We start from the raw sequence: 20961 nt of genomic DNA on the forward strand, positions 1-20961 counted from the left end.
ATAGTTATATTATAATACTTGGTATCAGTTTTTAAAGAAATCATAAACTTTTAATTTATTAGGTTCCATGAACAAAATTTTTTGCAATATGCATGTAAGTATATTTAAATATTTTTTGCGAAACAAAAAATATACTTAATGGACATGGAATATTATATATCAAAATCAAATTGGTCAACTATTTTAACTTTTCTTACATCACAAAAAGGCTTACATACGAAAGATACAGTTAAACTAAGAAAATTCATAGAAGCTGTATTTTTTATCCTAAAAACAGGAGCTCAGTGGAAATATCTTCACAAGGATTATGGTAATAGTAGAGCCATCCATAAGCGTTATAAATACTAGGCTGATAAAGGTATTTGGAATAATCTAATGACTTATGTTTCAGACATTGATTCACAACAGTTCATGATAGATTCACTATCTGTTAAAGCACATGCATGTGCTAGTGGTGAGCTTAAAGCTTATCAAGAATGTGGCGAGGAGGTTTTATTGTTATTAGAAAAATACCAAATAGGTGAAGATTTATAAGTTTTTTTGTGGCAATACTAAAACTAATAGTTGACTTATAAATTAAGAAGAGTATCATATATGCACTGACGATAATAGCAGTCTGGAACCACCTGATCCCATTCCGAACTCAGAAGTGAAACGGACTAACGCCGATGATAGTCTGGCATTTGCCCAGGTGAAAGTAGGTAATCGTCAGGACTTTTCAAATTTGGTATTGTTTCCTAATAGTTTTTGCATAGGTAGATTTTAAAATGTTTTTCAATCTTTAATATGCTATCCTATATATTTAGTTTTATGTGTATAAAAAAATAGATGTTTAGAAGTCTTCCTTTATTTATTGGTCTAAGATATATTCGTGCGAAAAAACGTAATAGATTTATATCTATCATTTCTGCAATTTCTTTTTTAGGGATATCTTTAGGTGTAGCTGTGCTTATTACAGTTATGTCTGTAATGAATGGTTTTGATGAGCAGATTAAAAGTCGTATCCTTATGATGGTGCCACCATTGAAAGTTTATGAGTTAGGCGGGAAATTAGAAGATTGGCAAGGTGTTGCAAAGCAAATAGAATCTAAGATACCTAAGGTAAAAGCAGCAGCACCGGTCATAGATTCACAAGGGTTATTAAGCGCAAATCGCGGTGGTAGTACAACAGCTTTTGTGCAAATACAGGGTATAGAGCCTAAATACCAAACCAAAGTTTTACCTATAGCAGAGCATATTATAGATGGTTCTTTGGCGACACTAGATGATGATAAAGGATACAATATAGTTTTAGGAAGTGCTTTAGCTGATAGCTTAGGAGTAACAATAGGTGATAAGGTAACGCTTATTGTACCAAAGGTGAGCTTGACTCCAGCCGGTATGATACCTAGAATTAAGCAGTTTACAGTTTCAGGAATTTTTTCTGTTAGTTATCAGTATGATGCTTATTATGCGCTTATAAATATTAAAAATGCACAAAAGGTTTTTCAGTTAGGTGATAATGTTTCAGCTTTACAACTTGGCGTAAATAACATTTATGATGCTCCAGAGATAAAAAATAAACTTAACGATGGGGCTATACAGTCTTACTATTTTACTCGAGATTGGACCGATGAAAATAAATCGTTCTTTGATGCTTTAAAGATGGAAAAAACGATGATGTTTTTCATTTTACTTTTAATTATTACAGTTGCTATATTTAATTTATTATCTTCTTTGGTAATGGTAGTTACTGATAAACGTAGTGATATAGCTATATTAAGAACGATGGGAATGTCATCACGACAGATTCTAACAATATTTATTTACCAAGGTTTTATTATAGGTTTAATAGGTACTATTTTAGGAGTGTTATTGGGAGTTTTACTCTCTAGTTATGCTACTGAAATAGTTAACTTTATCCAGCACGCTACAGGTAGACAGCTTGTTAGTGCAAATGTTTATTTGATTGACTATATACCGTCAAAACTTATGTTAGATGACGTTATAAAAGTAACTATAGTTTCAATGATTTTAAGTTTTATAGCTACGTTGTATCCAGCTTGGAGTGCTTCAAGAGTACAACCTGTGGAGGCACTTAGATATGAATAAAGAAATTGTATTAAGCTGTAAGAATGTTTCTAAACAATATATAGAGTTTAAAAATACAATAGATATTCTAAAAAATATTAATTTGGATATCCAAAAAGGTGAGAAAATAGCTATATTAGGATTATCTGGATCTGGTAAAACTACCTTGCTAAATATTCTTGGCGGGTTAGATAAATGTACAGCTGGAGAAGTTTATTTAATGGGTGAAAGATTTGACAATCAGTCCGTTAATAAACGAGCTTTAATGCGTAACAAACACTTAGGTTTTATTTACCAATTACATCACTTATTACCAGAATTTACAGCTATAGAAAACGTTATGATTCCTTTGGCTATTACTAAAAAATATACTAAAAAAGAATCTATTAAGTTAGCCCAAGAAATTTTAGCTAAAGTTGGTCTAGTAGGAAGGTTTGATCATAAACCAGCTGAGCTTTCAGGTGGTGAACGTCAAAGAGTTGCTATCGCTAGGGCACTAGTTACTAATCCAAACTGTATACTGGCAGATGAGCCAACTGGTAATTTAGATAGCCAGCGTTCAGAAAGTATATTTCAGTTAATTCAACAGTTAAGCCAAGATTTTGGAACTAGTTTTGTAATAGTAACTCATGATGAGCAACTTGCTAGCCGGATGGACAAGGTTTATAGGCTAGTGGACGGGCAACTGATATTGCAGTAGTTTCTAATTGCATCTGTTATACCAATTCCAACACATATTAGTACTTTCTAACTTTGTATTTTAATTTTCATTGAACTTTTTTTAAAAAGTATATCTGATAATGTATGTTTACTTTTGCTATTATATATATATTAAATTAATCATATAAAGTTACTATGAATTTGTTGAGAATAAAAAAGAAACTATATATTGTAGTATTACATGACAATTGAAAGTATTCGCTAATATAGTCAAAATTAGCAGTATTTCTTGAAAAAATTGGTAGAGTGACTTGTATAACATAAATTTTGAAAAAGTTTTTAAACTTCCAAATATTTATTAGTTTAGAGTAATAAAGTAAGAGAGGTAATATAAAATATGAAAAAAAATATTTTAGTAATATCTACAATGATATTGAGCTCATTTAGTTTTTTATTGGCTAATGATGTAAATAAGAACACTATTAACATCACTGAATTTCAAAATAATAAAAATGAAATAAAGATAGATGGTAATAATAATCAAAAAATCATTGTTGCTATAAGTGAAGCGAACGGAAAAAATAAATTCTTTAGAGAATTTGAAGTTACAGAAAAAGATAATAGTAAACTTTTAAACTCTAGTAGTAATATAAATGCTGATATTTCAGTTAATAGATCTTTATCTGGGAATATACTAGTAACTAATAATACTGATAGTCTAGTAGTTTATAAATATGAAAAAGATAATGGAGGCTTTATTTCAGTTGATGTTCCTGCTCATCAAACGACTGGTGGAGGTATAATTTTAAAAAAAGTTAAATAACTTAAATAGCCATTCACAAGTATGGTCTGAGGCATATGCTTGGAATACTCAAGTTAATCAATTAACACAAGTACTAGGTAAAGGAGGATGGATTGTTACTAATACGTCAGATTCATCTGTAATAGCTTTGACTTAATCTGACATTGTGTATAAAATAAGATGTCAAATTAAGGAAGAATAAAATGAATGCATCTCAAAAGATAATCAAACCCAAATTAGGTCTGTTAGAATTAGCAAAACAATTAGGTAATGTCAAGCAAGCTTGTAAAGTGATGGGTTACTCAAGAGACAGCTACTATCGCTTTAAAGAGTTATACGATAATGGTGGAGAATTAGCTTTACAAGAAATATCCCGTAAGAAGCCATTAGAGAAAAATAGAGTTGAGGCACATATTGAGCAAGCAGTAGTTAATATGGCTTATGAATATCCGGCGTATGGACAACATAGAGTATCAAATGAATTAGCAAAGCAAGGAATATTAGTCTCAGGAAGTGGAGTTAGATCTATTTGGCTTAGACATGACTTAGAGAATTTTAAGAAGCGATTAACAGCACTAGAGACCAAAGTAGCTCAAGATGGCTTTATACTTACAGAAGCTCAATTACAAGCTTTAGAAAAAGAAAAAGCTAAAAAGGTTGCTACTGGTGAGATTGAAACGCATCATCCAGGTTACTTAGGATCTCAAGATAGCTATGTAGGGTATATAAAAGGTATAGGTAAGATATATCAACAGACATTTGTAGATACGTATACTAGAGTAGGATTTGCTAAGTTATATACAGAAAAAAATGCAATAGTAGCTGCTGATATGCTTAATGATAAGGTATTACCATTCTTTGAGGAACATGGAATAGATCTATTAAGAGTATTAACAGATAGAGGCACGGAATATTGTGGAAAGCTGGAGAATCATTCCTACCAGATGTACTTAAGCATAGAAGACATTGACCATACTAAAACAAAAGCTAACTCCCCTCAAACTAATGGTATCTGTGAAAGATTTCATAAAACTATGAAAAATGAATGTTATGAGACAATGTTTAGAAAAAAGGTTTATTCAACGATTGAGGAGATTCAGCAAGATGTTGATATATGGCTGGATTATTACAATAACGATAGACCACATTCTGGTAAGCACTGTTATGGAAAACGCCTATGAAAACTTTTATTGACTCAAAACCTTTGGCAAAAGAGAAAAATTTAGGTAATATGTTTGATAAATCTGACACTAGTTTAGAAATAAATTCAGTCTCAAATTAATTGGTGACTGTCAGATCAAGTTTGAGCTACTACATGATAGCTTGATTTTTACATGTAAAGACGGTTATGAGATGGCTGGAGCTGCTGCAACTTTAGCGGTTGGATCATCTACAACTAATAATCAGGGTCTACAGCCGGTTCGTACTCCAACTGGGTATACTTCAGTGTTGTATGTTTCAAATGGCGCTGGTTTTTCAAACTCTTCTTCTTCCGGAGCATCAGCGTATAATGGATTTATTTTGAGTGAGGCGCTGCATCAGTGGGGAGTTAATTGTTATGTAAGGAATAACAATAACTAGGCTTAATATTTTTAGCTCGTGGGAAGTTAAATTTAATTAAATATAGTAAATGTTGTCCATAACAATTGTGCATTTTGGGATATTAGCGATTGTTCGAAGCAAACTATCTCTTTTTATGCGTCTTTTATAAACACATTTACCAAACTTATCGTTGCCGTGTAATTGGAAAATATTTTTTGCAATATCTATAGCTAATATTGTAATATTCATTATAGACTCCTGTGGACTGTTTAGATTTGTTAATTTAAGTATAACAACTTGCTCTTTGAAGCATCACTGCTGCAGCAAGCGAGTCTATTTAATCAGTCTTTGGAAATTATTCACAAGTATGGTCTGAGACATATGCTTGGAGCCTTTGTTAAAGAATAGAGTATAAATTTTTAGGATCTTTAATAGGTGGAACCATATCCATTTGGCTACCAATATCATATTTTTCTGCTAAATCTAAAGCCAAGCGTAATACTGAAAAATCCTCGATTGCGAAGCCTACAGAATCGTATATCGTTATTTCATCATCACTTTCTCTACCTTTTTTAGCTCCAGTAACGATTTCCCAGACTTCTGCATGTAAAACCTGATCAATTTCTTGTTGAGTTAGATTTTGAATTTCTCCCTCGATCATAGATTGTTGTGTATATTCAACAACAACCTTACCTCTAAACAAAATATTTTTATCAAGCTCAGTTTTACCCGGACAATCACCGCCTAAACCATTTATATGAACGCCTTTTTTAATCCAGTCATTTTCTATAACAGTAGCATGTAATTTACAAGCAGTACAAACGACTATAATATCAGCACCTTCACAGGCTTGTTTTGCACTATCACAAGCTATTAACTCAAGTCCTGCACCTTTCATATTATTAGCGTACTTTTTCATAGCTTTTGGATCTGTATCAAAGTATCTAACTGTTTTTATAGGACGGATTAGTTTATGAGCTAAAGTTTGAAACTCACTTTGAGCTCCGGTACCAATTAAAGCTATCGTTTTACTATTTTCACGGGCTAAGTAATCAGTAGCTAAAATTGTAGCTGCAGCTGTTCTTAAAGCTGTAAGTAATGTCATTTCAGAAATTAGCAGTGGGTAGCCATGTTTAACCTCGCTAAGCTGACCAGTAGCGATTACTGTTTGTTTGCCTGACTCTGGGTTTTTAGGATGGCCATTTACATATTTATAAGTAAATAGTTTTTTATCAGCTGTAGGCATAAGCTCTATTACACCACCTGGAACGTGAGCAGCATAGCGTGGTGATTTGTCAAATTCATTCCACCTTAGAAAATCTTCTTTAAGATACTTTACTAAATCATTTACAAAGTTATCAAACCCATGTTTAGTAACGATGCTAGACATATCTTGAACAGAAAGTATTCTCATAATCTCTTCCTATTTATATAAGTTATGTGAATTGTAATATAACTGGTAATCTATTTCAAACTAGTAGAATTTGCACAAAAAGATTTTTAAACTACCAATGTTAGTTTAGAGTAATGAAGGGACTCTTGCAAACTAAAATTATATTTTTCTAACTACGTGAAAAAATATGAAAAAAACTTTTTAGTAATAACTGTAATGAAATTTTAAGATTTTCATATTTTAAGTTGATATCGCTAATAAACCTTTATTGTTAATAGTTTTTTGGTATAGTGCATAGTATAAAATAATTTAAAATTCGGTGTTAAGGTTAGAGTATGAAAACAATAGTCTTTGTCTATAAAAACAATTTAAAATCATATAAAGAAAGTTTCCTTTTAAAAATAAAAAAGGATCTCCAGGCTTATAAGTATTATACTTTAGCAGTTGATGATATGGATGAGGTTGTCGATATCCTTGAGGAAAATTCTAGAATATGTTCGATAGTTTTAGATAGAGCAAGTTTTAATATTGATGCTTTTCATGACATAGCACATTTAAATACAAAGTTACCTATATTCGTGGTTTCTGACTATAACAATAGTATCAAGCTTAATCTAAAAGATTTTAACTTGAATATTAATTTCTTACAGTATGATGCTTTAGCTGGGGAAGATGCAGATTTTATCAACAAAACTATAATTAATTATTTTAATGATATTTTGCCGCCATTTACATATGAGCTGTTTAAGTATTCTAAATCTTTTAACTCTTCTTTTTGTACGCCAGGGCATCAAGGCGGCTATGGTTTTCAAAGATCAGCAGTAGGGGCACTATTTTATGATTTTTTTGGTGAGAATATATTTAAAACAGATCTTTCAATTTCTGTAAAAGAACTTGGAAGCTTGCTTGATCATTCTGATGCGCATAAAGATGCGGAAGAATATATATCAAAGGTTTTTAAATCAGACAGGTCTTTAATAGTCACAAATGGTACTTCAACTGCAAATAAAATTGTTGGTATGTATAGTGTTACTGATGGTGATACTATTTTAGTTGACAGAAATTGTCACAAATCTGTAACTCACCTTATGATGATGGTAGATGTAAACCCTGTGTATCTAAAGCCAACTAGAAATGCTTATGGAATTATTGGAGGTATTCCAAGAAAAGAGTTTAGAAAAGAAGCTATACAGCAAAAAATACAGGAAAGTAAGATTGCTGATAAATGGCCAGAATATGCGGTTATAACAAACTCAACCTATGATGGTATCTTATATAACACAGATACAATTCATAATGAACTAGATATCAAAAAGTTACATTTTGATGGTGCATGGATACCGTATGCTATCTTTCATCCTATATATAAGCATAAATCAGCTATGCAAATTGTCCCTAAGCCTGAGCATGTTGTTTTTGAAACACACTCAACACATAAGTTACTAGCAGCATTTAGTCAGTCCTCGATGTTACATATAAAAGGAGATTATAGTGAAGAAGTACTTAATGAAGCTTTTATGATGCATACATCAACCTCACCGTTTTATCCAATAGTTGCAAGTACTGAAACAGCAGCAGCTATGATGGATGGTGAACAAGGATATAATTTGATAGATAAAACTATTAATTTAGCTATGGATTTTAGAAAAGAATTAGTCAAATTAAAATCCGAAGCCCAAGGATGGTTTTTTGATGTTTGGCAACCAGATGATATTTCAAATAAAGAAACTTGGTTACTAAAGAATACTGATAGCTGGCATGGATTTAAAGATGTAGATGGAGATTTTTTATCACTTGATCCATTAAAAATAACTATATTGACTCCGGGAATAAAAGACAATGAGGTACAAGATTGGGGTATACCAGCAGACGTTGTTGCTAAGTTTTTAGACGAGCATGATATCGTAGTTGAAAAAACAGGTCCATATTCTTTACTGTTTATATTTAGTTTGGGTACAACAAAAGCAAAATCTGTAAGACTTATATCTGTTCTAAATAAGTTTAAGCAGATGTATGACGAAAATGCTTTAGTAGAAAAGATGTTGCCAACTTTATATGCAGAGGATCCGAAGTTTTATGATGATAAACGAATAAAGGAAATTAGTGAACAGTTGCATAACTATATGTATGAAGCTAATTTACCTACGCTTATGTACCAAGCTTTTAATGCGCTTCCAGAGCAACAAATAAACCCGCATAGAGCTTTTCAGAAATTACTTAAAGGTAAGGTTAAGAAAGTTCCGCTAGCTGAATTATATGGCCATGTCTCTGCAGTTATGATATTACCGTATCCACCCGGGATACCAGTAATATTCCCTGGGGAAAAAATTACTGCCGATTCGAAGGTGATTTTGGATTTCTTATTAATGCTGGAAAAAATTGGATCTATGCTCCCTGGTTTTGATACCGATATACATGGTCCAGAAAGGTCTAAAGATGGTAAGCTTTATATAAAAGTGATTAATGAAGAGTAGAATATTTTTTATCTAGACTCTTATAAAAAAAATTTAAAAAATGTATATTGTTGTTATTAATATAAAAAATCATTGGTTTTTTTATGCTTAAGACTCCTTTATATATGTGTCATCTTGCTGCAAATGCTAAGATGGTAGATTTTTCAGGCTGGTCAATGCCTATTAATTATGGTTCACAAATTCAAGAACATAATAATGTTCGTGAGAATTGTGGCTTATTTGATGTTTCTCATATGCTTGCTGTAGACATAAAAGGACAAGATGCAGAAGCTTTCTTACGTTATTTACTTGCAAATGATGTTGCTAAGTTAGAGTCTAACCAAGCTCAGTATGGGTGTATGTTAAATCATGAGGCTGGAATAGTTGATGATTTAATTACTTATAAGATAGGTTCTGAACATTTTAGAATAGTTGTAAATGCAGGTAATAGAGAGTCAGATGTTGCATGGTTTAGAAAAAATACTACAAATTTTGATGTTAATATAACTCCACAAGAAGATTTAGCAATAGTAGCTGTCCAAGGACCAAAAGCAGCTGATGTTGTAAAACAAGCTTTATCAACTGATATTGTTGATAAAGTATTAGATCTAAAGTCATTTACATTTAGCGTATTTGACAAATGGATGTTTGCTCGTACAGGTTATACTGGTGAGGATGGTTTTGAGATTATTTTACCAGCTGAAAACGCTGTGGAATTTTGGGATAAATTAATTAGCTTAGGGGCAAGCCCCGCTGGTTTAGGTGCTAGAGATACTTTAAGACTAGAAGCTGGTATGCATTTATATGGCTTAGATATGAATATAAATACAACTCCACTAGAAAGAGGCTTGAGTTGGAGTGTGGATTTATCTGATGAGTCACGAGATTTTATAGGTAAAAAAGCTTTTTTAGCTACAAAAGCTAAAGATATAGATATTAAGTGGGTTGGTATAATATTAAGATCAAAAGGAGTTCTTAGAGCAGCCCAAGAAATAGTATTTGATAATGGTAAAAGTGGTTACATAACAAGTGGTAGTTTTTCACCGACTTTAAAAATTGCTATTGCTTTGGCATATATCCCTAAAGATGGTGGTAACCCAAAAGTTAATATCAGAGGAAAGTTATTAGAGGTTGAAGTAGTTAAGCCTAGGTTTGTTAAAAACGGGAAGTCATTAATATAAATTTTAAAATTTAACTGATTTATAAGTATGGAGGTTATAAAATGTCGAATATTCCTAATAACTTGAAATATACAAAAACTCATGAATGGATAAAAGTAGATAGTGATGAGATAACTGTAGGTATTACAGAACATGCCCAATCTTTATTAGGTGATTTAGTATATGTGGAGTTACCTGAAGTTGGTGAGGAGTTTGCAGCTGGTGATGATACTTGTGTAGTTGAGTCAGTAAAAGCAGCTTCAGATGTATACGCACCTGTAGATGGTGAAGTTATAGAAGTAAATGAAGCTTTAGTTGATGATCCTTCACAAGTTAACCAAACACCATACCATGATGGTTGGTTATTTAAGATGAAAGTTTCTGATAAGTCTCAGTTGACTAGCTTGTTAAGTGCTGAAGACTATGCAAAAAACATAGAAGACTAGTTTTTCGTAAAATACAAATTAAATTAATACGTAACTAAAGTTGTTCTGTGGCTTGGCTGTAGGATTAATAGTTAGGGAGTCAAAAAAAAGACGCTACTATTAAGTCGTAGCATAGCAAAACTTTTTTAGTTAATTAAAAATCTTTAACCTTTTGTAAAGTTTATACAAAGGCATAGGAGGGTATATGTCTTTTATTCCGCATAAACCAGAGCAGATTAAAAAAATGCTTGATACTATTGGAGTTTCTTCAATAGACGATTTATTTGATGAAATCCCATCACAATTAAGATCAAAAGCTTTAAAGATCAAAGATGGGATAAATGAAATTCAGTTAGCTAACCTTGCGAAAAAAAGAGCAGGTAAGAATCATCAAAATACCAACTTTATTGGAGCAGGAGCATATAGTCACTACATCCCATCAGCTATTTGGGATATTGTGGGTAGAGGAGAATTTTATACAGCTTATACGCCATATCAAGCAGAAGCTTCTCAAGGTAGCTTACAGGTCATTTATGAATACCAAACTATGATGGCAGAGCTTACAGGCATGGCAGTTTCTAATGCCTCTATGTATGATGGAGCAACAGCTTTAGCTGAATCTGTGCTAATGGCAATCCGCTCTAATAAAAAAGCTAAGTCGCAAAAAGTGTTAATTATAGAGGCGCTACACCCTACATATTTAAAAGTTTTAGAAACTATTACTAAGCATCAGGGTATAGAGATAGATATAGTCGAACTAGACTCAAGAAATGGAAAAACAAACATAAGTAGTTTAGAAAAGTGTCAAGGTCAAAGCTATGCTGCTGTAGTAATTCAAAGCCCTAATTTCTTAGGCCAAATTGCTGATGTTGATAATTTGACTAATTGGGCTCATAACCAGGGTGCTTTGGTTGTTGCTGTTACTAATCCTATGTCTTTAGCAATTTTGAAATCACCCTCTGACTGGGGTGAAAATGGTGCTGATATTGTTTGTGGGGAAGGTCAACCTATGGGCGTGCCTTTAGCTTCTGGTGGGCCGTATTTTGGTTTTATGACTTGTAAAATGGATTATGTACGTCAAATGCCAGGACGTATAGTTGGTAGAACTGTTGATCTAGATGGTAAGGAAGGTTTTTGTCTAACTTTACAAGCTAGAGAGCAACATATTCGTCGTGCGAAAGCTACTTCAAATATATGTACCAATCAGGGTCTAATGGTAACAGCAGCAACTATTTATATGAGTTTACTTGGAGCTGAAGGTTTACATCGTGTAGCTAGTGTATCACACGAAAATACTACAAACCTAGCTAATGAACTCTCTAAGCTAGATGGTGTTAGAGTTAGGTTTGGCGAAGCATTTTTTAATGAGGTGGTTGTTGATTTACCTGTAAATGCGCAAAATTTTGTAAAAGAGATGGAAAAAGAAGGTATAGATGCTGGTTATTTCTTAGGTGAGTACCATACTGATTTAGAAAACTCTATTATGATTTGCTCTACTGAAATCCATACACAAGAAGACATTATCGATTATATCACTACAGCTAAAAAAGTTTTAGCTAGGTTAGGAGGTTAGGAAATGGTTATTTTTGAAAAAACTAGAGGTGTAAACTCACCAGCTGTAATGCCTAGCAAAAAAGGTGATGTTTCAAATATTCCAGTAAATATGCTTCGTTCTAAAAAACCTATATTACCAGAACAAGCAGAGCTAGATGTTGTTAGACACTACACGCAGTTATCACGTAAAAATTTTTGTATTGATACTAACTTTTATCCATTAGGGTCTTGTACCATGAAGTACAATCCTCGCGCAGCTCATAAGTATGCTAGTTTAGCAGGGTTTCTGGAAAGGCATCCATATGCAAATAGTCAAAGTATACAAGGAACTTTAGAGTGCTTGTATGATCTTCAAGAAGTTATTAAAGAACTAACTGGTATGACTGGCGTTTCATTGACTCCTATGGCTGGTGCTCAAGGTGAGTTTGCTGGTGTTGCTATGATAAAGGCATATCATCAAAAGCGTGGAGATTGTGAAAGGGATGAAATCATCGTGCCAGATGCTGCTCATGGTACAAATCCAGCTACTGCAAAAGTTTGTGGTCTAAAAGTTATTGAAATTCCTACTAAAAGGTGCGGTGATATTGATCTTGGAGCTTTAGAAAAAGTTCTAGGACCTAAAACAGCTGGTATTATGCTAACAAACCCCTCTACAGTAGGTGTGTTTGAAAGAAGCATAGCAACTATTGCTAAGAAGGTGCATGAAGCAGGCGGTCTATTGTACTATGATGGAGCAAACTTAAATGCTATCATGGGTAAAACTCGTCCTGGAGATATGGGTTTTGATGTTTTACATATGAATTTACACAAAACGTTTGCTACTCCTCATGGTGGTGGCGGTCCAGGTGCTGGTCCAGTAGCTGTGAATGATAAGCTAAAAGAGTTTTTACCAATACCAATGGTTGGTAAAAAAGACGATAAATTTGTATGGTTAGAAGAAAAAGATGTGCCAAATACTATTGGCAGATTATCTGCGTTTAATGGTAATATTGGCGTATTAATTAGGGCGTATATTTATGCAGCTCTTTTAGGTGGCAATGGTCTGACACAAGCATCCGAAATAGCTACTTTAAATGCTAATTATATGATGGCACGTTTAAAACAGGAAGGTTTTACTATAGCTTATCCAGAAAGAAGGGCTTCACATGAGTTTATTGTAACTTTGAAGCCTGAGTTACAAAAATATGGTGTCACAGCTACAGATTTTGCTAAATGTTTGATAGATAGAGGCGTACATGCTCCTACCATGTACTTCCCATTATTAGTGCCAGAGTGTCTGCTAATAGAGCCTACTGAAACTGAAAATGTCGATAGTATGGAAAAATTTATCCAAGCAATGGTAGATATTCGTGATATTGCTAAAGAAAATCCTGAATATTTAAAAGGAGCTCCATATAATCTACCAGCTCGTCGTTTAGATGATGTCAAAGCTGCTAAAGAGCTTGATATTGTTTGGTCATCTAAATAGTCAAGGCGTAACTTCTTAAAGTTCGGTTATATTAATTTTTTAGATGTTTCCTTTGCTTTCTTCTTATGTCCTAATAAATATGTTAAAATTTTCGATAGTTATTTAATCTTTCTTTTTATAAATATAATATGTTGGCATTTCAAGAAATTATTTTAAAATTACACCATTATTGGGCATCAAAAGGTTGTGCTATTATTCAACCGCTAGACATGGAGGTAGGAGCCGGAACATTTCATCCTGCAACGACTCTTAGAGCAATAGGTCCAGAGCCTTGGACAGCAGCATATGTACAACCATCAAGAAGACCTACAGATGGTCGTTATGGCGATAATCCTAATCGTACACAACATTACTACCAATATCAAGTTGTGATGAAACCATCCCCTGATAATATTCAAGAACTTTATTTAGGTTCATTAAGAGAGCTTGGTATAGACCCATTAGAGAATGATATTCGTTTTGTTGAAGATAACTGGGAATCACCAACATTAGGTGCTTGGGGTCTTGGTTGGGAAGTGTGGTCAAATGGTATGGAGATTACACAGTTTACATATTTTCAACAAGTTGGTGGTTTAGAGTGTAAACCTGTAATGGGTGAGATCACTTATGGTCTTGAGCGTCTAGCAATGTATATTCAAAATGTTGACAGTATGTATGATATTCTTTGGGCCAATACGCAAAATGGACCTTTATACTATCGTGATGTATTTTTCCAAAATGAAGTTGAAATGTCGACTTATAACTTTGAAGAAGCAAATGTTGAAGAACTGTTTAAACAGTTTGATCTATTTGAGAAAGAAGGTTACAGATTAGTAGAAAAAGATTTACCTCTTCCGGCATATGAGTTTGTATTAAAAGCTTCGCATACTTTTAATTTATTAGATGCCCGCCATGCTATATCTGTTACAGAAAGACAAGGCTATATTTTAAGAGTAAGAAAATTAGCATTAGAAGTAGCTAAAAAATATTATCAAGCCAGAGAAAAACTAGGTTTTCCAGCGTTTAAGGAATAGTTACCACTATTATTAAATAAAAAAGTAGAGTTATACCCGCGTACGCGGGTATCAATAAGATATTAGCGATTAGTCAATAGACCCCCGTATTAAGCACGAGGATGATGAAAGAGTTACGGAGGTTTTCTCCTGTTAAAATAATCGTTAGAGGATAAATTTCTAGCATGAAAAATCAAATATTAGAATTTTTTGGGATTAAAGCTTTAGATGCTAAAAATCTTCAAATTCAATCCTTATATTTAGATAGTCGTAAATGTGATAATAAATCAGCATTTATTGCTCTTAAAGGTCAAATTACCGACGGTAATAAATATATTGAGGATGTCTTAGCTAAAGGTGTAAAACTTGTTTTATCTGATAATCCTAAACTAGCTAATGGAGAAAATGTCTTTTTTGTGGATAATCTAAAAGATAAATTACCAACTTTAGCAAAATGGTTTTATAACTACAAAAAACCACAAAATATAATAGGAATAACTGGCACAAATGGTAAAACCTCTATTTCTAATTACGTTGCGCAATTTTTAAATTTAGCTGGACAAAAGTCACTATTGCTTGGTACAAATGGTAATGGTATTTACCCTAATTTAAAAGAAAGCTCACATACAACGCTTGATATTTTGTCTTTATATCAAACAATAACTACGTATTGTGATAAAACTGATGTAGATTCCGGACCGGAGTCCGGAATGACAGTTGATATTGCTAATTTAGTAATGGAAGTTTCTTCACACTCACTTGATCAAAAGCGTATTGAGGGAGTAGATTTTGATGTCGCAGTATTTAGTAATCTTAGTCATGATCATCTTGATTATCATAAGACTATGGATAGTTACTTTGAGGCTAAAGCTAAGCTATTTAAGTTTAAAAGCCTAAAAAAAGCTGTAATAAATATAGACGATGAGTATGGTAAAAGGCTAGTTAATTTATCTGTAGCTCCTGTAGTAACTGTAAGCTTGAAATCAAAGCAAGCTGATATATATGTACAGGTTAGCGAAGTAAGAGATATGCTTACTAGTTTTAACGTATACATTAAAGGTGAGTTTGCTGGCCAGTTTAAAACTTCTTTGATTGGTGAATTTAATCTAATAAATTTGGCTTTAAGTATAGGAGCTTTGATTAATAATGTTGATAAAAGCTTTTTACTTGAAAATATTTCTAAAATCTCACCAGTAAAAGGCCGTATGGAGATTATACAGTTAGCTAATAATGCTAAAGTTATAATAGATTATGCTCATACTCCAGATGCTCTAGAGAAGGTTTTACAAACTTTAAGGAAGTATTCAAAAGCTAAATTGTGGTGTGTATTTGGTTGCGGTGGTAATAGAGATAAAACTAAACGATCTAAAATGGCAACAATAGCAGAAAAATTTGCTGATAAAGTGATTGTAACAGAAGATAATAATCGCTTTGAAAATATAGAAGATATTTTTAGTGATATTAAAGAAGGCTTTTTAAAACCTGAAAACCATATTTTTATTAATTCACGTGAAAAAGCGATAAACCATTGCATTAAAAATTCTACTTTTAATGATGTAATCTTATTAGCTGGTAAGGGGCATGAGTGTTATTTAGATAAAAATGGAATTAAAGAATATTTTGATGAGAGAGAAGTTGTTAATATTTATACTTAATATATCTAAGATTAATGTTTATTGAAGCATTATAAGTTAAACTTTAAAGGATTATATTTTATAAAGACCTTTTAGATGTGGCCTAATTAATCTTTGTAGTTTTATCAACAATAATAGCTGTAGTCATAGAACCATGAATATTTAATGGGGTTCTAAAGCTGTCAATAATAGCATCTACTCCTATAATTAGAGCAATAAGCTGCCAAGGTAAACCGAAGTAAGAAAATACTACGCCAGCTGCTACAAAAGCTGTACCTGGTATACCAGATACACCTAAAGATGCTAGCATACAAATAAAAGATATAATTATAACGCATGAGACTGTAATATCAGCTCCAGTAGCGTTCATAGCCATAATAGCTAATACAGCAGGGAATACCCCAGCACAAGCATTCATTCCTAATGTAGTCCCCATAGTAGGAGCAAATGTTGCAATAGTACTAGATGTGCCATATTTATTTAAACCTTCTATTGATAAAGGTAGTGTGCCCATGCTTGACCTGGAGGTAGCTGCTACTAACATAGCCTTCCAAATACTTTTATAGAACCTAACCAGGTTAGTTTTAAATATTACTAATAGACCAATATGCATAGCTAAAACAATAAACATAGCTATATAGCAGGTTAAAATAAAGTATAGAACTGTTGATATACTATTCTTATCAAGTTCTATGCTCATTTGGATCATAAGGCCGAGCACACCATAAGGTGTAATTGCGATAACTATCTTTGCAAGCTTTTTGATTATAAAAAATGCTGAATCTATAAAATCGATAAATGGTTTAGCAAGTTTGCTATCTTCACGGTGGGCTATAAGCATAGAAAAACCGAGTAAGATGGAAAATATGACGATAGCCATGACGTTATTATTATCCATTTGATGAAATAGATTATCAGGTAAAAAGCTTAAGATAGTTTCTGAAAAAGTAGAAGTTTTTATCTCTTTAGCAAAGTTACCAGCTATTGAAGGTATATCTAGCCCGTGTCCAATGTCCATAAGAATAGCAACCGTTGCTCCTATAGCAGCACTTGCTCCAGTTAGGATAAGTAAAGTAGCTATAGTTTTATAAGCAAACTTAATTATAGAGGAGCCAGTATAATTTTTTAGGTTAACTATAGAATGCACTATAGAAGTTAAAACTATAGGGATAATTAGCATTTTTAATAGAGAAATATAGCCATTACCTAATATGTTACTAGTTTGGATGAAGGCTTCACTATGATAACCCACTGTAATATAGCAAATACCTACAATTGTCCCGGTGATTAGTGCTAATATAGTCCTAAAGTTAAAACTATAGCTTTTTAGGTGTAGAAAAATTAGCAGTAAAAAAACTACTATTAGAATGAAGAACATCTTATTTAAACCTCTATATAACTTATAAATATTACAAATGATTGGATATTGTACATGTATAAACTAATAACTTCTATTAAAATATTTAAATACAAATTTATGTTGTAAAAAAATATAATCTATTATTATAATGAAGTTAATTAGTCTTCTGGAATAGTAATATGTCAAATACGCTTATGCATCAAGAGGCTGTTAGTAGCTTTCAGAAAGTAGCTAATCAGCTAGAATTAAATAAAGATATAGTAAGTGACATTGTTAAATTATTAAAATCTAAGAATATCAAAAGAATAATAACAATAGCAAGAGGAAGCTCTGATTGCGTAGCGAATTTTGCTAAATATCTATTTGAAGTAAAATTAGGGTTTAGTGTTTCATCATTGTCACCGTCAGTAACTACTATTTATGGCAAGAATATAGGTGATAGTGAAACTTTAGCTGTAGCTATCTCGCAATCTGGAGGTAGCCCTGATTTAAGGTTGGCTTTGCAGGGGTGTAAAAAAACAGGTTGTACTACTTTAGCAATTGTTAATAAGGAAGAATCTCCATTAGCTGAGGTGGCAGATTTAGTATTACCTGTCAGGGCTGGTGAGGAAAATGCCGTTGCTGCAACAAAAAGTGTTATTACCTCACTAGTGGCTTTAGTTAACATAGTGGCAGAATATTCTCAAGAAGAAAGCTTACTTGAAGCCTTAGAAAACTTACCTAAAGTATTAGAAGCTTCTCTGACTTTAGACTGGACTGCTGCTATTGATACTTTTAAAAAAAGCAAAAATATGTTTGTTATTGGTCGTGGTTTTGGATTTCCTATAGCTCAAGAGATGGCTTTAAAATTTAAAGAAACTTGTAGAATTCATGCAGAAGCTTTTAGTGGGGCCGAAGTGCTACATGGTCCGTTTGCTCTTATGAACCAAACATTTACAACTTTTACAGTCTTACAGAATGATGAAAGCGCGCCCGGAACAGTTGATATTGTAAATAGGATGTCAAACTTAGGAGTTAATACTATTTTTGCTAGCTTTGGGGCTAAATTGGAAACCCAAGCTAAGGTTAGTTTAAATGCAGAATTAAAAACCCACCCAGTACTTGAACCAATAGTGATACTGCAAAAATTTTACATTATGGTTAATGATCTAGCTATTTTACTTGGTCTTAATCCAGATAACCCAACAAACCTTAAAAAAGTTACAGAAACAGTTTAAATTCTTATCAGGAGAAATTTTATGAATACTAAAAAAGCAAGACTCAAGATCATAATGCTGATATTTTTTTCAGCAATGGGGGGTATGCTATATGGATATGATATTGGTATAATAGGTGGGGTTCTACCTTTTATCAAATCTGAATTGGGTATGACTGCTGCGCAGGAGTCGTTCTTAGGAGGCTCTGTTTTATTTGGCGGAGCTTTTGCGATTCTTATTGGCGGAGTATTAGCTGATATCTTCGGAAGAAAAAATATCATTACAGCATCTGGTTTGCTATTTATGGCATCAGTTTTTATGATTTATTTTGCTGAAAGTTATAATTTTCTTGTGTTTTCAAGATTAGTTCAAGGCATAGCTGTTGGTTTTATATCTATAACTGTTCCATTATACCTGACAGAGTCTGTGCCTAGTATGATCCGTGGTTTAGCGGTTACATGCTTTCAATTGTTTTTGACTGCTGGGATATTAATGTCTGTAGCAATAAGTTTATTCTTCATATCAAAAGATCCTACTACAGGTCTAGAAATCGGTGATTGGAGAAATATGTTTCTTACAGCTTTGGTTCCTGGTCTGATTGTGTTTATAGGTGGATTTTTTCTAATTAAGTCTCCTAGATGGCTAATTATGAAAAATAGAGAACAGGAAGCAGAAAAGATCCTTACTGAAACTATAGGTGTAGATGCAGCAAAACGACAAATGCAAGAGGTTAAAACTCTAATTGAGAAAACCAAAAATGAAGGTAGTCTGCTATCAAGTCTTACAAAAAAACATTATTTAATGCCGATGCTTATTGTGTTTTCAGTTGCTATCTTAGCTCAGATGACTGGGATAAACAGTATCTTACAATATGCACCAACTATGCTAAAAGAAACTGGTTTGGGCTCTGTTTATGCTGCTGTTGTTGGTGGGGTTGCTATAACAGGTCTTAACTTTGTTACAACTATTATAGCTGTTCTTATAGCTGATAAGATCGAGAGGAAATTTGTAATTACTTTTGGAACTTTGATGGTTTCTATAGTTTTACTTACTTTAGCTGTTTTAATGTATGTTATGCCTGATACTTCAGCTAAAGGAGTGGCTTTACTTATCGGTTTTATATTATATATATTCTTCTTTGCTATTGGTCCAGGAGCTTATATATGGGTTATCATGTCAGAGCTTTTACCTACAAACATTAGAAGTAAAGGTTTAGCTATGGCGTTGTTTTTAAATAGCATGGCTTCTGCAATTTTGGCTTCTGCTGTAATGCCTGTTACTCAGCATTTTAATGGAAATTATGGTGTGATTTTAGGCATATGTGGTGTATGTACTCTAGTATATAGCTTTATAGCATTTAAGTTTGTACCAAAAACAAATGGTCGTACCCTAGAAGAAATCGAACAAGGTTTTATCAAATAATAGTTTAAGCAGGATTATTAATATCTACAAACTTAGCTTCTAAGTTAAGCCTTTCTTCAAGAAGATTTGCAATGGCTTTTACACCTTCTTTTTCAGTTGCATGGTGACCAGCTGCGATATAGTTTATGCCTAGTTCTCTAGCAATATGGGGTGTACGTTCTGATATTTCACCTGATATAAAGGTAGTTGCTCCAGCGTTATAAGCATATTCTATGAAATCTTGAGCACCACCAGTACATATAGCTACTTTTTTGTTTGAGCTCTTAGTGTTGATGACTAAAGGTTCTCTACCTAAAATTTTTGCTATAAGTTTGCTAAAACTAGCTAAATCTAAATTACAATCAGCTATTACTGAAATATCAGGCTTCACTCCAGTATCAAAAAAAGAAATGTTTTCCAGATTTAATTTTTGGGCTAGTAGTACATTATTGCCAATTTCCCTATGACCATCTAGGGGTAAATGGTAAGCAAATAGATGTATACCATTTTTTATAAGTTTTGCTATGCGTTGATATTTTATTCCAGTAATAGGATAATCTTCACCTTTCCAAAAGTAACCATGATGCACTATTATAGCATCAGCATTTTCATAAATAGCTTCATCAATTAAAGCTTGGCAAGCTGTTACTCCAGTTATAACTTTCTTAATATTTTTGCTGCCTTGTATTTGCAAGCCATTAGGAGCATAGTCTTTATAAGCATTAATCTCAAAATAATCATTTAGGAATTTTTCTAGCTCTTTAAAGTGCATAGGTCTGAAAAATAAAGTTTATAGTGATATAATCTTACATTGTATATGTTCTGAAATAGTATTTAAAATGTAAAAGCAT

General features: G+C 32.8%; 17 protein-coding genes, 1 rRNA gene and 2 pseudogenes. 17 read left to right on the plus strand and 3 right to left on the minus strand.

Annotated features, from left to right (window positions below; all coding sequences use genetic code 11):
* Positions 1-144: 144 nt before the first annotated feature.
* The 8 genes and pseudogenes from FRA_RS03085 (at position 145) to FRA_RS03120 (ending at position 5113) form a co-directional block, all read left to right on the plus strand.
* On the plus strand, positions 145-348 hold the full coding sequence (locus FRA_RS03085) for a transposase (protein ID WP_162173583.1): 204 nt from the start codon (positions 145-147) through the stop codon (positions 346-348).
* A 96-nt stretch (positions 349-444) separates the two neighbouring features.
* Positions 445-534: pseudogene (locus FRA_RS03090) on the plus strand (peptide deformylase); the annotation flags it as partial.
* Between the two features lie 64 nt (positions 535-598).
* Positions 599-714 (plus strand): 5S ribosomal RNA (rrf, locus tag FRA_RS03095).
* A gap of 114 nt (positions 715-828) precedes the next feature.
* Positions 829-2091, plus strand: coding sequence for a lipoprotein-releasing ABC transporter permease subunit (locus FRA_RS03100; RefSeq protein ID WP_035718765.1), 1263 nt, complete (start codon positions 829-831; stop codon positions 2089-2091).
* Positions 2084-2770 (plus strand): ABC transporter ATP-binding protein, encoded by a 687-nt coding sequence (locus FRA_RS03105; RefSeq protein ID WP_035718766.1) that lies wholly within the window; start codon positions 2084-2086, stop codon positions 2768-2770. The genes FRA_RS03100 and FRA_RS03105 overlap by 8 nt, the downstream gene beginning before the upstream one ends.
* A 357-nt stretch (positions 2771-3127) precedes the next feature.
* Positions 3128-3553 carry a hypothetical protein gene (locus tag FRA_RS03110; RefSeq protein WP_035718767.1) on the plus strand — a complete coding sequence of 142 codons (426 nt, stop codon included), beginning with the start codon at positions 3128-3130 and terminating at the stop codon, positions 3551-3553.
* 182 nt (positions 3554-3735) lie between these two features.
* Positions 3736-4814, plus strand: a pseudogene (locus FRA_RS03115) (IS481-like element ISFw3 family transposase).
* A 41-nt stretch (positions 4815-4855) separates the two neighbouring features.
* A complete protein-coding gene (locus FRA_RS03120; RefSeq protein ID WP_155960858.1) occupies positions 4856-5113 on the plus strand; it encodes a hypothetical protein in 258 nt (85 codons plus the stop codon).
* A 358-nt stretch (positions 5114-5471) separates the two neighbouring features.
* Here FRA_RS03120 and FRA_RS03125 read toward each other — a convergent pair whose 3' ends face one another.
* On the minus strand, positions 5472-6488 hold the full coding sequence (locus FRA_RS03125) for an ornithine cyclodeaminase (protein ID WP_035718773.1): 1017 nt from the start codon (positions 6486-6488) through the stop codon (positions 5472-5474).
* 314 nt (positions 6489-6802) lie between these two features.
* Between FRA_RS03125 and ldcC the strand changes: the two genes are divergently transcribed.
* The 7 genes from ldcC to FRA_RS03160 all read left to right on the plus strand — a co-directional run bounded on the left by ldcC (position 6803) and on the right by FRA_RS03160 (position 16174).
* Entirely contained in the window at positions 6803-8941 is a 2139-nt protein-coding gene (ldcC, locus tag FRA_RS03130; RefSeq protein WP_035718774.1) for a lysine decarboxylase LdcC, read from the plus strand.
* An 83-nt stretch (positions 8942-9024) separates the two neighbouring features.
* Complete coding sequence (gene gcvT, locus FRA_RS03135; RefSeq protein WP_035718776.1) at positions 9025-10101, plus strand: glycine cleavage system aminomethyltransferase GcvT; 1077 nt, start codon at positions 9025-9027, stop codon at positions 10099-10101.
* A 41-nt stretch (positions 10102-10142) separates the two neighbouring features.
* Complete coding sequence (gene gcvH / locus FRA_RS03140; RefSeq protein WP_035718777.1) at positions 10143-10526, plus strand: glycine cleavage system protein GcvH; 384 nt, start codon at positions 10143-10145, stop codon at positions 10524-10526.
* Between the two features lie 184 nt (positions 10527-10710).
* The gene (gcvPA, locus tag FRA_RS03145) at positions 10711-12078 is read left to right on the plus strand and encodes an aminomethyl-transferring glycine dehydrogenase subunit GcvPA (protein ID WP_035718779.1); all 1368 of its coding nucleotides are present in this window, start codon (positions 10711-10713) and stop codon (positions 12076-12078) included.
* A 3-nt stretch (positions 12079-12081) separates the two neighbouring features.
* A complete protein-coding gene (gene gcvPB / locus FRA_RS03150) occupies positions 12082-13527 on the plus strand; it encodes an aminomethyl-transferring glycine dehydrogenase subunit GcvPB (RefSeq protein ID WP_035718780.1) in 1446 nt (481 codons plus the stop codon).
* Positions 13528-13655: 128 nt separating this feature from the next.
* Complete coding sequence (gene glyQ, locus FRA_RS03155) at positions 13656-14540, plus strand: glycine--tRNA ligase subunit alpha (protein WP_035718782.1); 885 nt, start codon at positions 13656-13658, stop codon at positions 14538-14540.
* Between the two features lie 164 nt (positions 14541-14704).
* Positions 14705-16174: a UDP-N-acetylmuramoyl-L-alanyl-D-glutamate--2,6-diaminopimelate ligase gene (locus tag FRA_RS03160; RefSeq protein WP_035718783.1), complete on the plus strand. Its 1470-nt coding sequence runs from the start codon at positions 14705-14707 to the stop codon at positions 16172-16174.
* 82 nt (positions 16175-16256) lie between these two features.
* Here FRA_RS03160 and FRA_RS03165 read toward each other — a convergent pair whose 3' ends face one another.
* Positions 16257-17531: a cation:dicarboxylate symporter family transporter gene (locus FRA_RS03165; RefSeq protein ID WP_035718784.1), complete on the minus strand. Its 1275-nt coding sequence runs from the start codon at positions 17529-17531 to the stop codon at positions 16257-16259.
* Between the two features lie 161 nt (positions 17532-17692).
* On the opposite strand from FRA_RS03165, the gene FRA_RS03170 reads away from it, so the two are divergent.
* Together FRA_RS03170 and FRA_RS03175 are read left to right on the plus strand one after the other, a co-directional pair.
* Positions 17693-18730 carry an SIS domain-containing protein gene (locus tag FRA_RS03170; RefSeq protein ID WP_035718787.1) on the plus strand — a complete coding sequence of 346 codons (1038 nt, stop codon included), beginning with the start codon at positions 17693-17695 and terminating at the stop codon, positions 18728-18730.
* Positions 18731-18751: 21 nt separating this feature from the next.
* Entirely contained in the window at positions 18752-20131 is a 1380-nt protein-coding gene (locus tag FRA_RS03175; protein ID WP_035718789.1) for a sugar porter family MFS transporter, read from the plus strand.
* 4 nt (positions 20132-20135) lie between these two features.
* Here FRA_RS03175 and FRA_RS03180 read toward each other — a convergent pair whose 3' ends face one another.
* Complete coding sequence (locus FRA_RS03180; RefSeq protein WP_035718791.1) at positions 20136-20882, minus strand: Nif3-like dinuclear metal center hexameric protein; 747 nt, start codon at positions 20880-20882, stop codon at positions 20136-20138.
* Positions 20883-20961 lie beyond the last annotated feature (79 nt).

The sequence above is a fragment of the Allofrancisella heilbronnii genome (assembly GCF_000710735.2).
GTDB classification, from domain to species: domain Bacteria; phylum Pseudomonadota; class Gammaproteobacteria; order Francisellales; family Francisellaceae; genus Francisella; species Francisella frigidaquae.

What these genes read in the sequence shown, in the direction of transcription:
- FRA_RS03085 (WP_162173583.1), top strand. Translation starts at nt 145, where the DNA reads ATGGAATATTATATATCAAAATCAAATTGGTCAACTATTTTAACTTTT.
- FRA_RS03100 (WP_035718765.1), top strand. Translation starts at nt 829, where the DNA reads ATGTTTAGAAGTCTTCCTTTATTTATTGGTCTAAGATATATTCGTGCG.
- FRA_RS03105 (WP_035718766.1), top strand. Translation starts at nt 2,084, where the DNA reads ATGAATAAAGAAATTGTATTAAGCTGTAAGAATGTTTCTAAACAATAT.
- FRA_RS03110 (WP_035718767.1), top strand. Translation starts at nt 3,128, where the DNA reads ATGAAAAAAAATATTTTAGTAATATCTACAATGATATTGAGCTCATTT.
- FRA_RS03125 (WP_035718773.1), bottom strand. Translation starts at nt 6,488, where the DNA reads ATGAGAATACTTTCTGTTCAAGATATGTCTAGCATCGTTACTAAACAT.
- ldcC (WP_035718774.1), top strand. Translation starts at nt 6,803, where the DNA reads ATGAAAACAATAGTCTTTGTCTATAAAAACAATTTAAAATCATATAAA.
- gcvT (WP_035718776.1), top strand. Translation starts at nt 9,025, where the DNA reads ATGCTTAAGACTCCTTTATATATGTGTCATCTTGCTGCAAATGCTAAG.
- gcvH (WP_035718777.1), top strand. Translation starts at nt 10,143, where the DNA reads ATGTCGAATATTCCTAATAACTTGAAATATACAAAAACTCATGAATGG.
- gcvPA (WP_035718779.1), top strand. Translation starts at nt 10,711, where the DNA reads ATGTCTTTTATTCCGCATAAACCAGAGCAGATTAAAAAAATGCTTGAT.
- gcvPB (WP_035718780.1), top strand. Translation starts at nt 12,082, where the DNA reads ATGGTTATTTTTGAAAAAACTAGAGGTGTAAACTCACCAGCTGTAATG.
- glyQ (WP_035718782.1), top strand. Translation starts at nt 13,656, where the DNA reads ATGTTGGCATTTCAAGAAATTATTTTAAAATTACACCATTATTGGGCA.
- FRA_RS03160 (WP_035718783.1), top strand. Translation starts at nt 14,705, where the DNA reads ATGAAAAATCAAATATTAGAATTTTTTGGGATTAAAGCTTTAGATGCT.
- FRA_RS03165 (WP_035718784.1), bottom strand. Translation starts at nt 17,531, where the DNA reads ATGTTCTTCATTCTAATAGTAGTTTTTTTACTGCTAATTTTTCTACAC.
- FRA_RS03170 (WP_035718787.1), top strand. Translation starts at nt 17,693, where the DNA reads ATGTCAAATACGCTTATGCATCAAGAGGCTGTTAGTAGCTTTCAGAAA.
- FRA_RS03175 (WP_035718789.1), top strand. Translation starts at nt 18,752, where the DNA reads ATGAATACTAAAAAAGCAAGACTCAAGATCATAATGCTGATATTTTTT.
- FRA_RS03180 (WP_035718791.1), bottom strand. Translation starts at nt 20,882, where the DNA reads ATGCACTTTAAAGAGCTAGAAAAATTCCTAAATGATTATTTTGAGATT.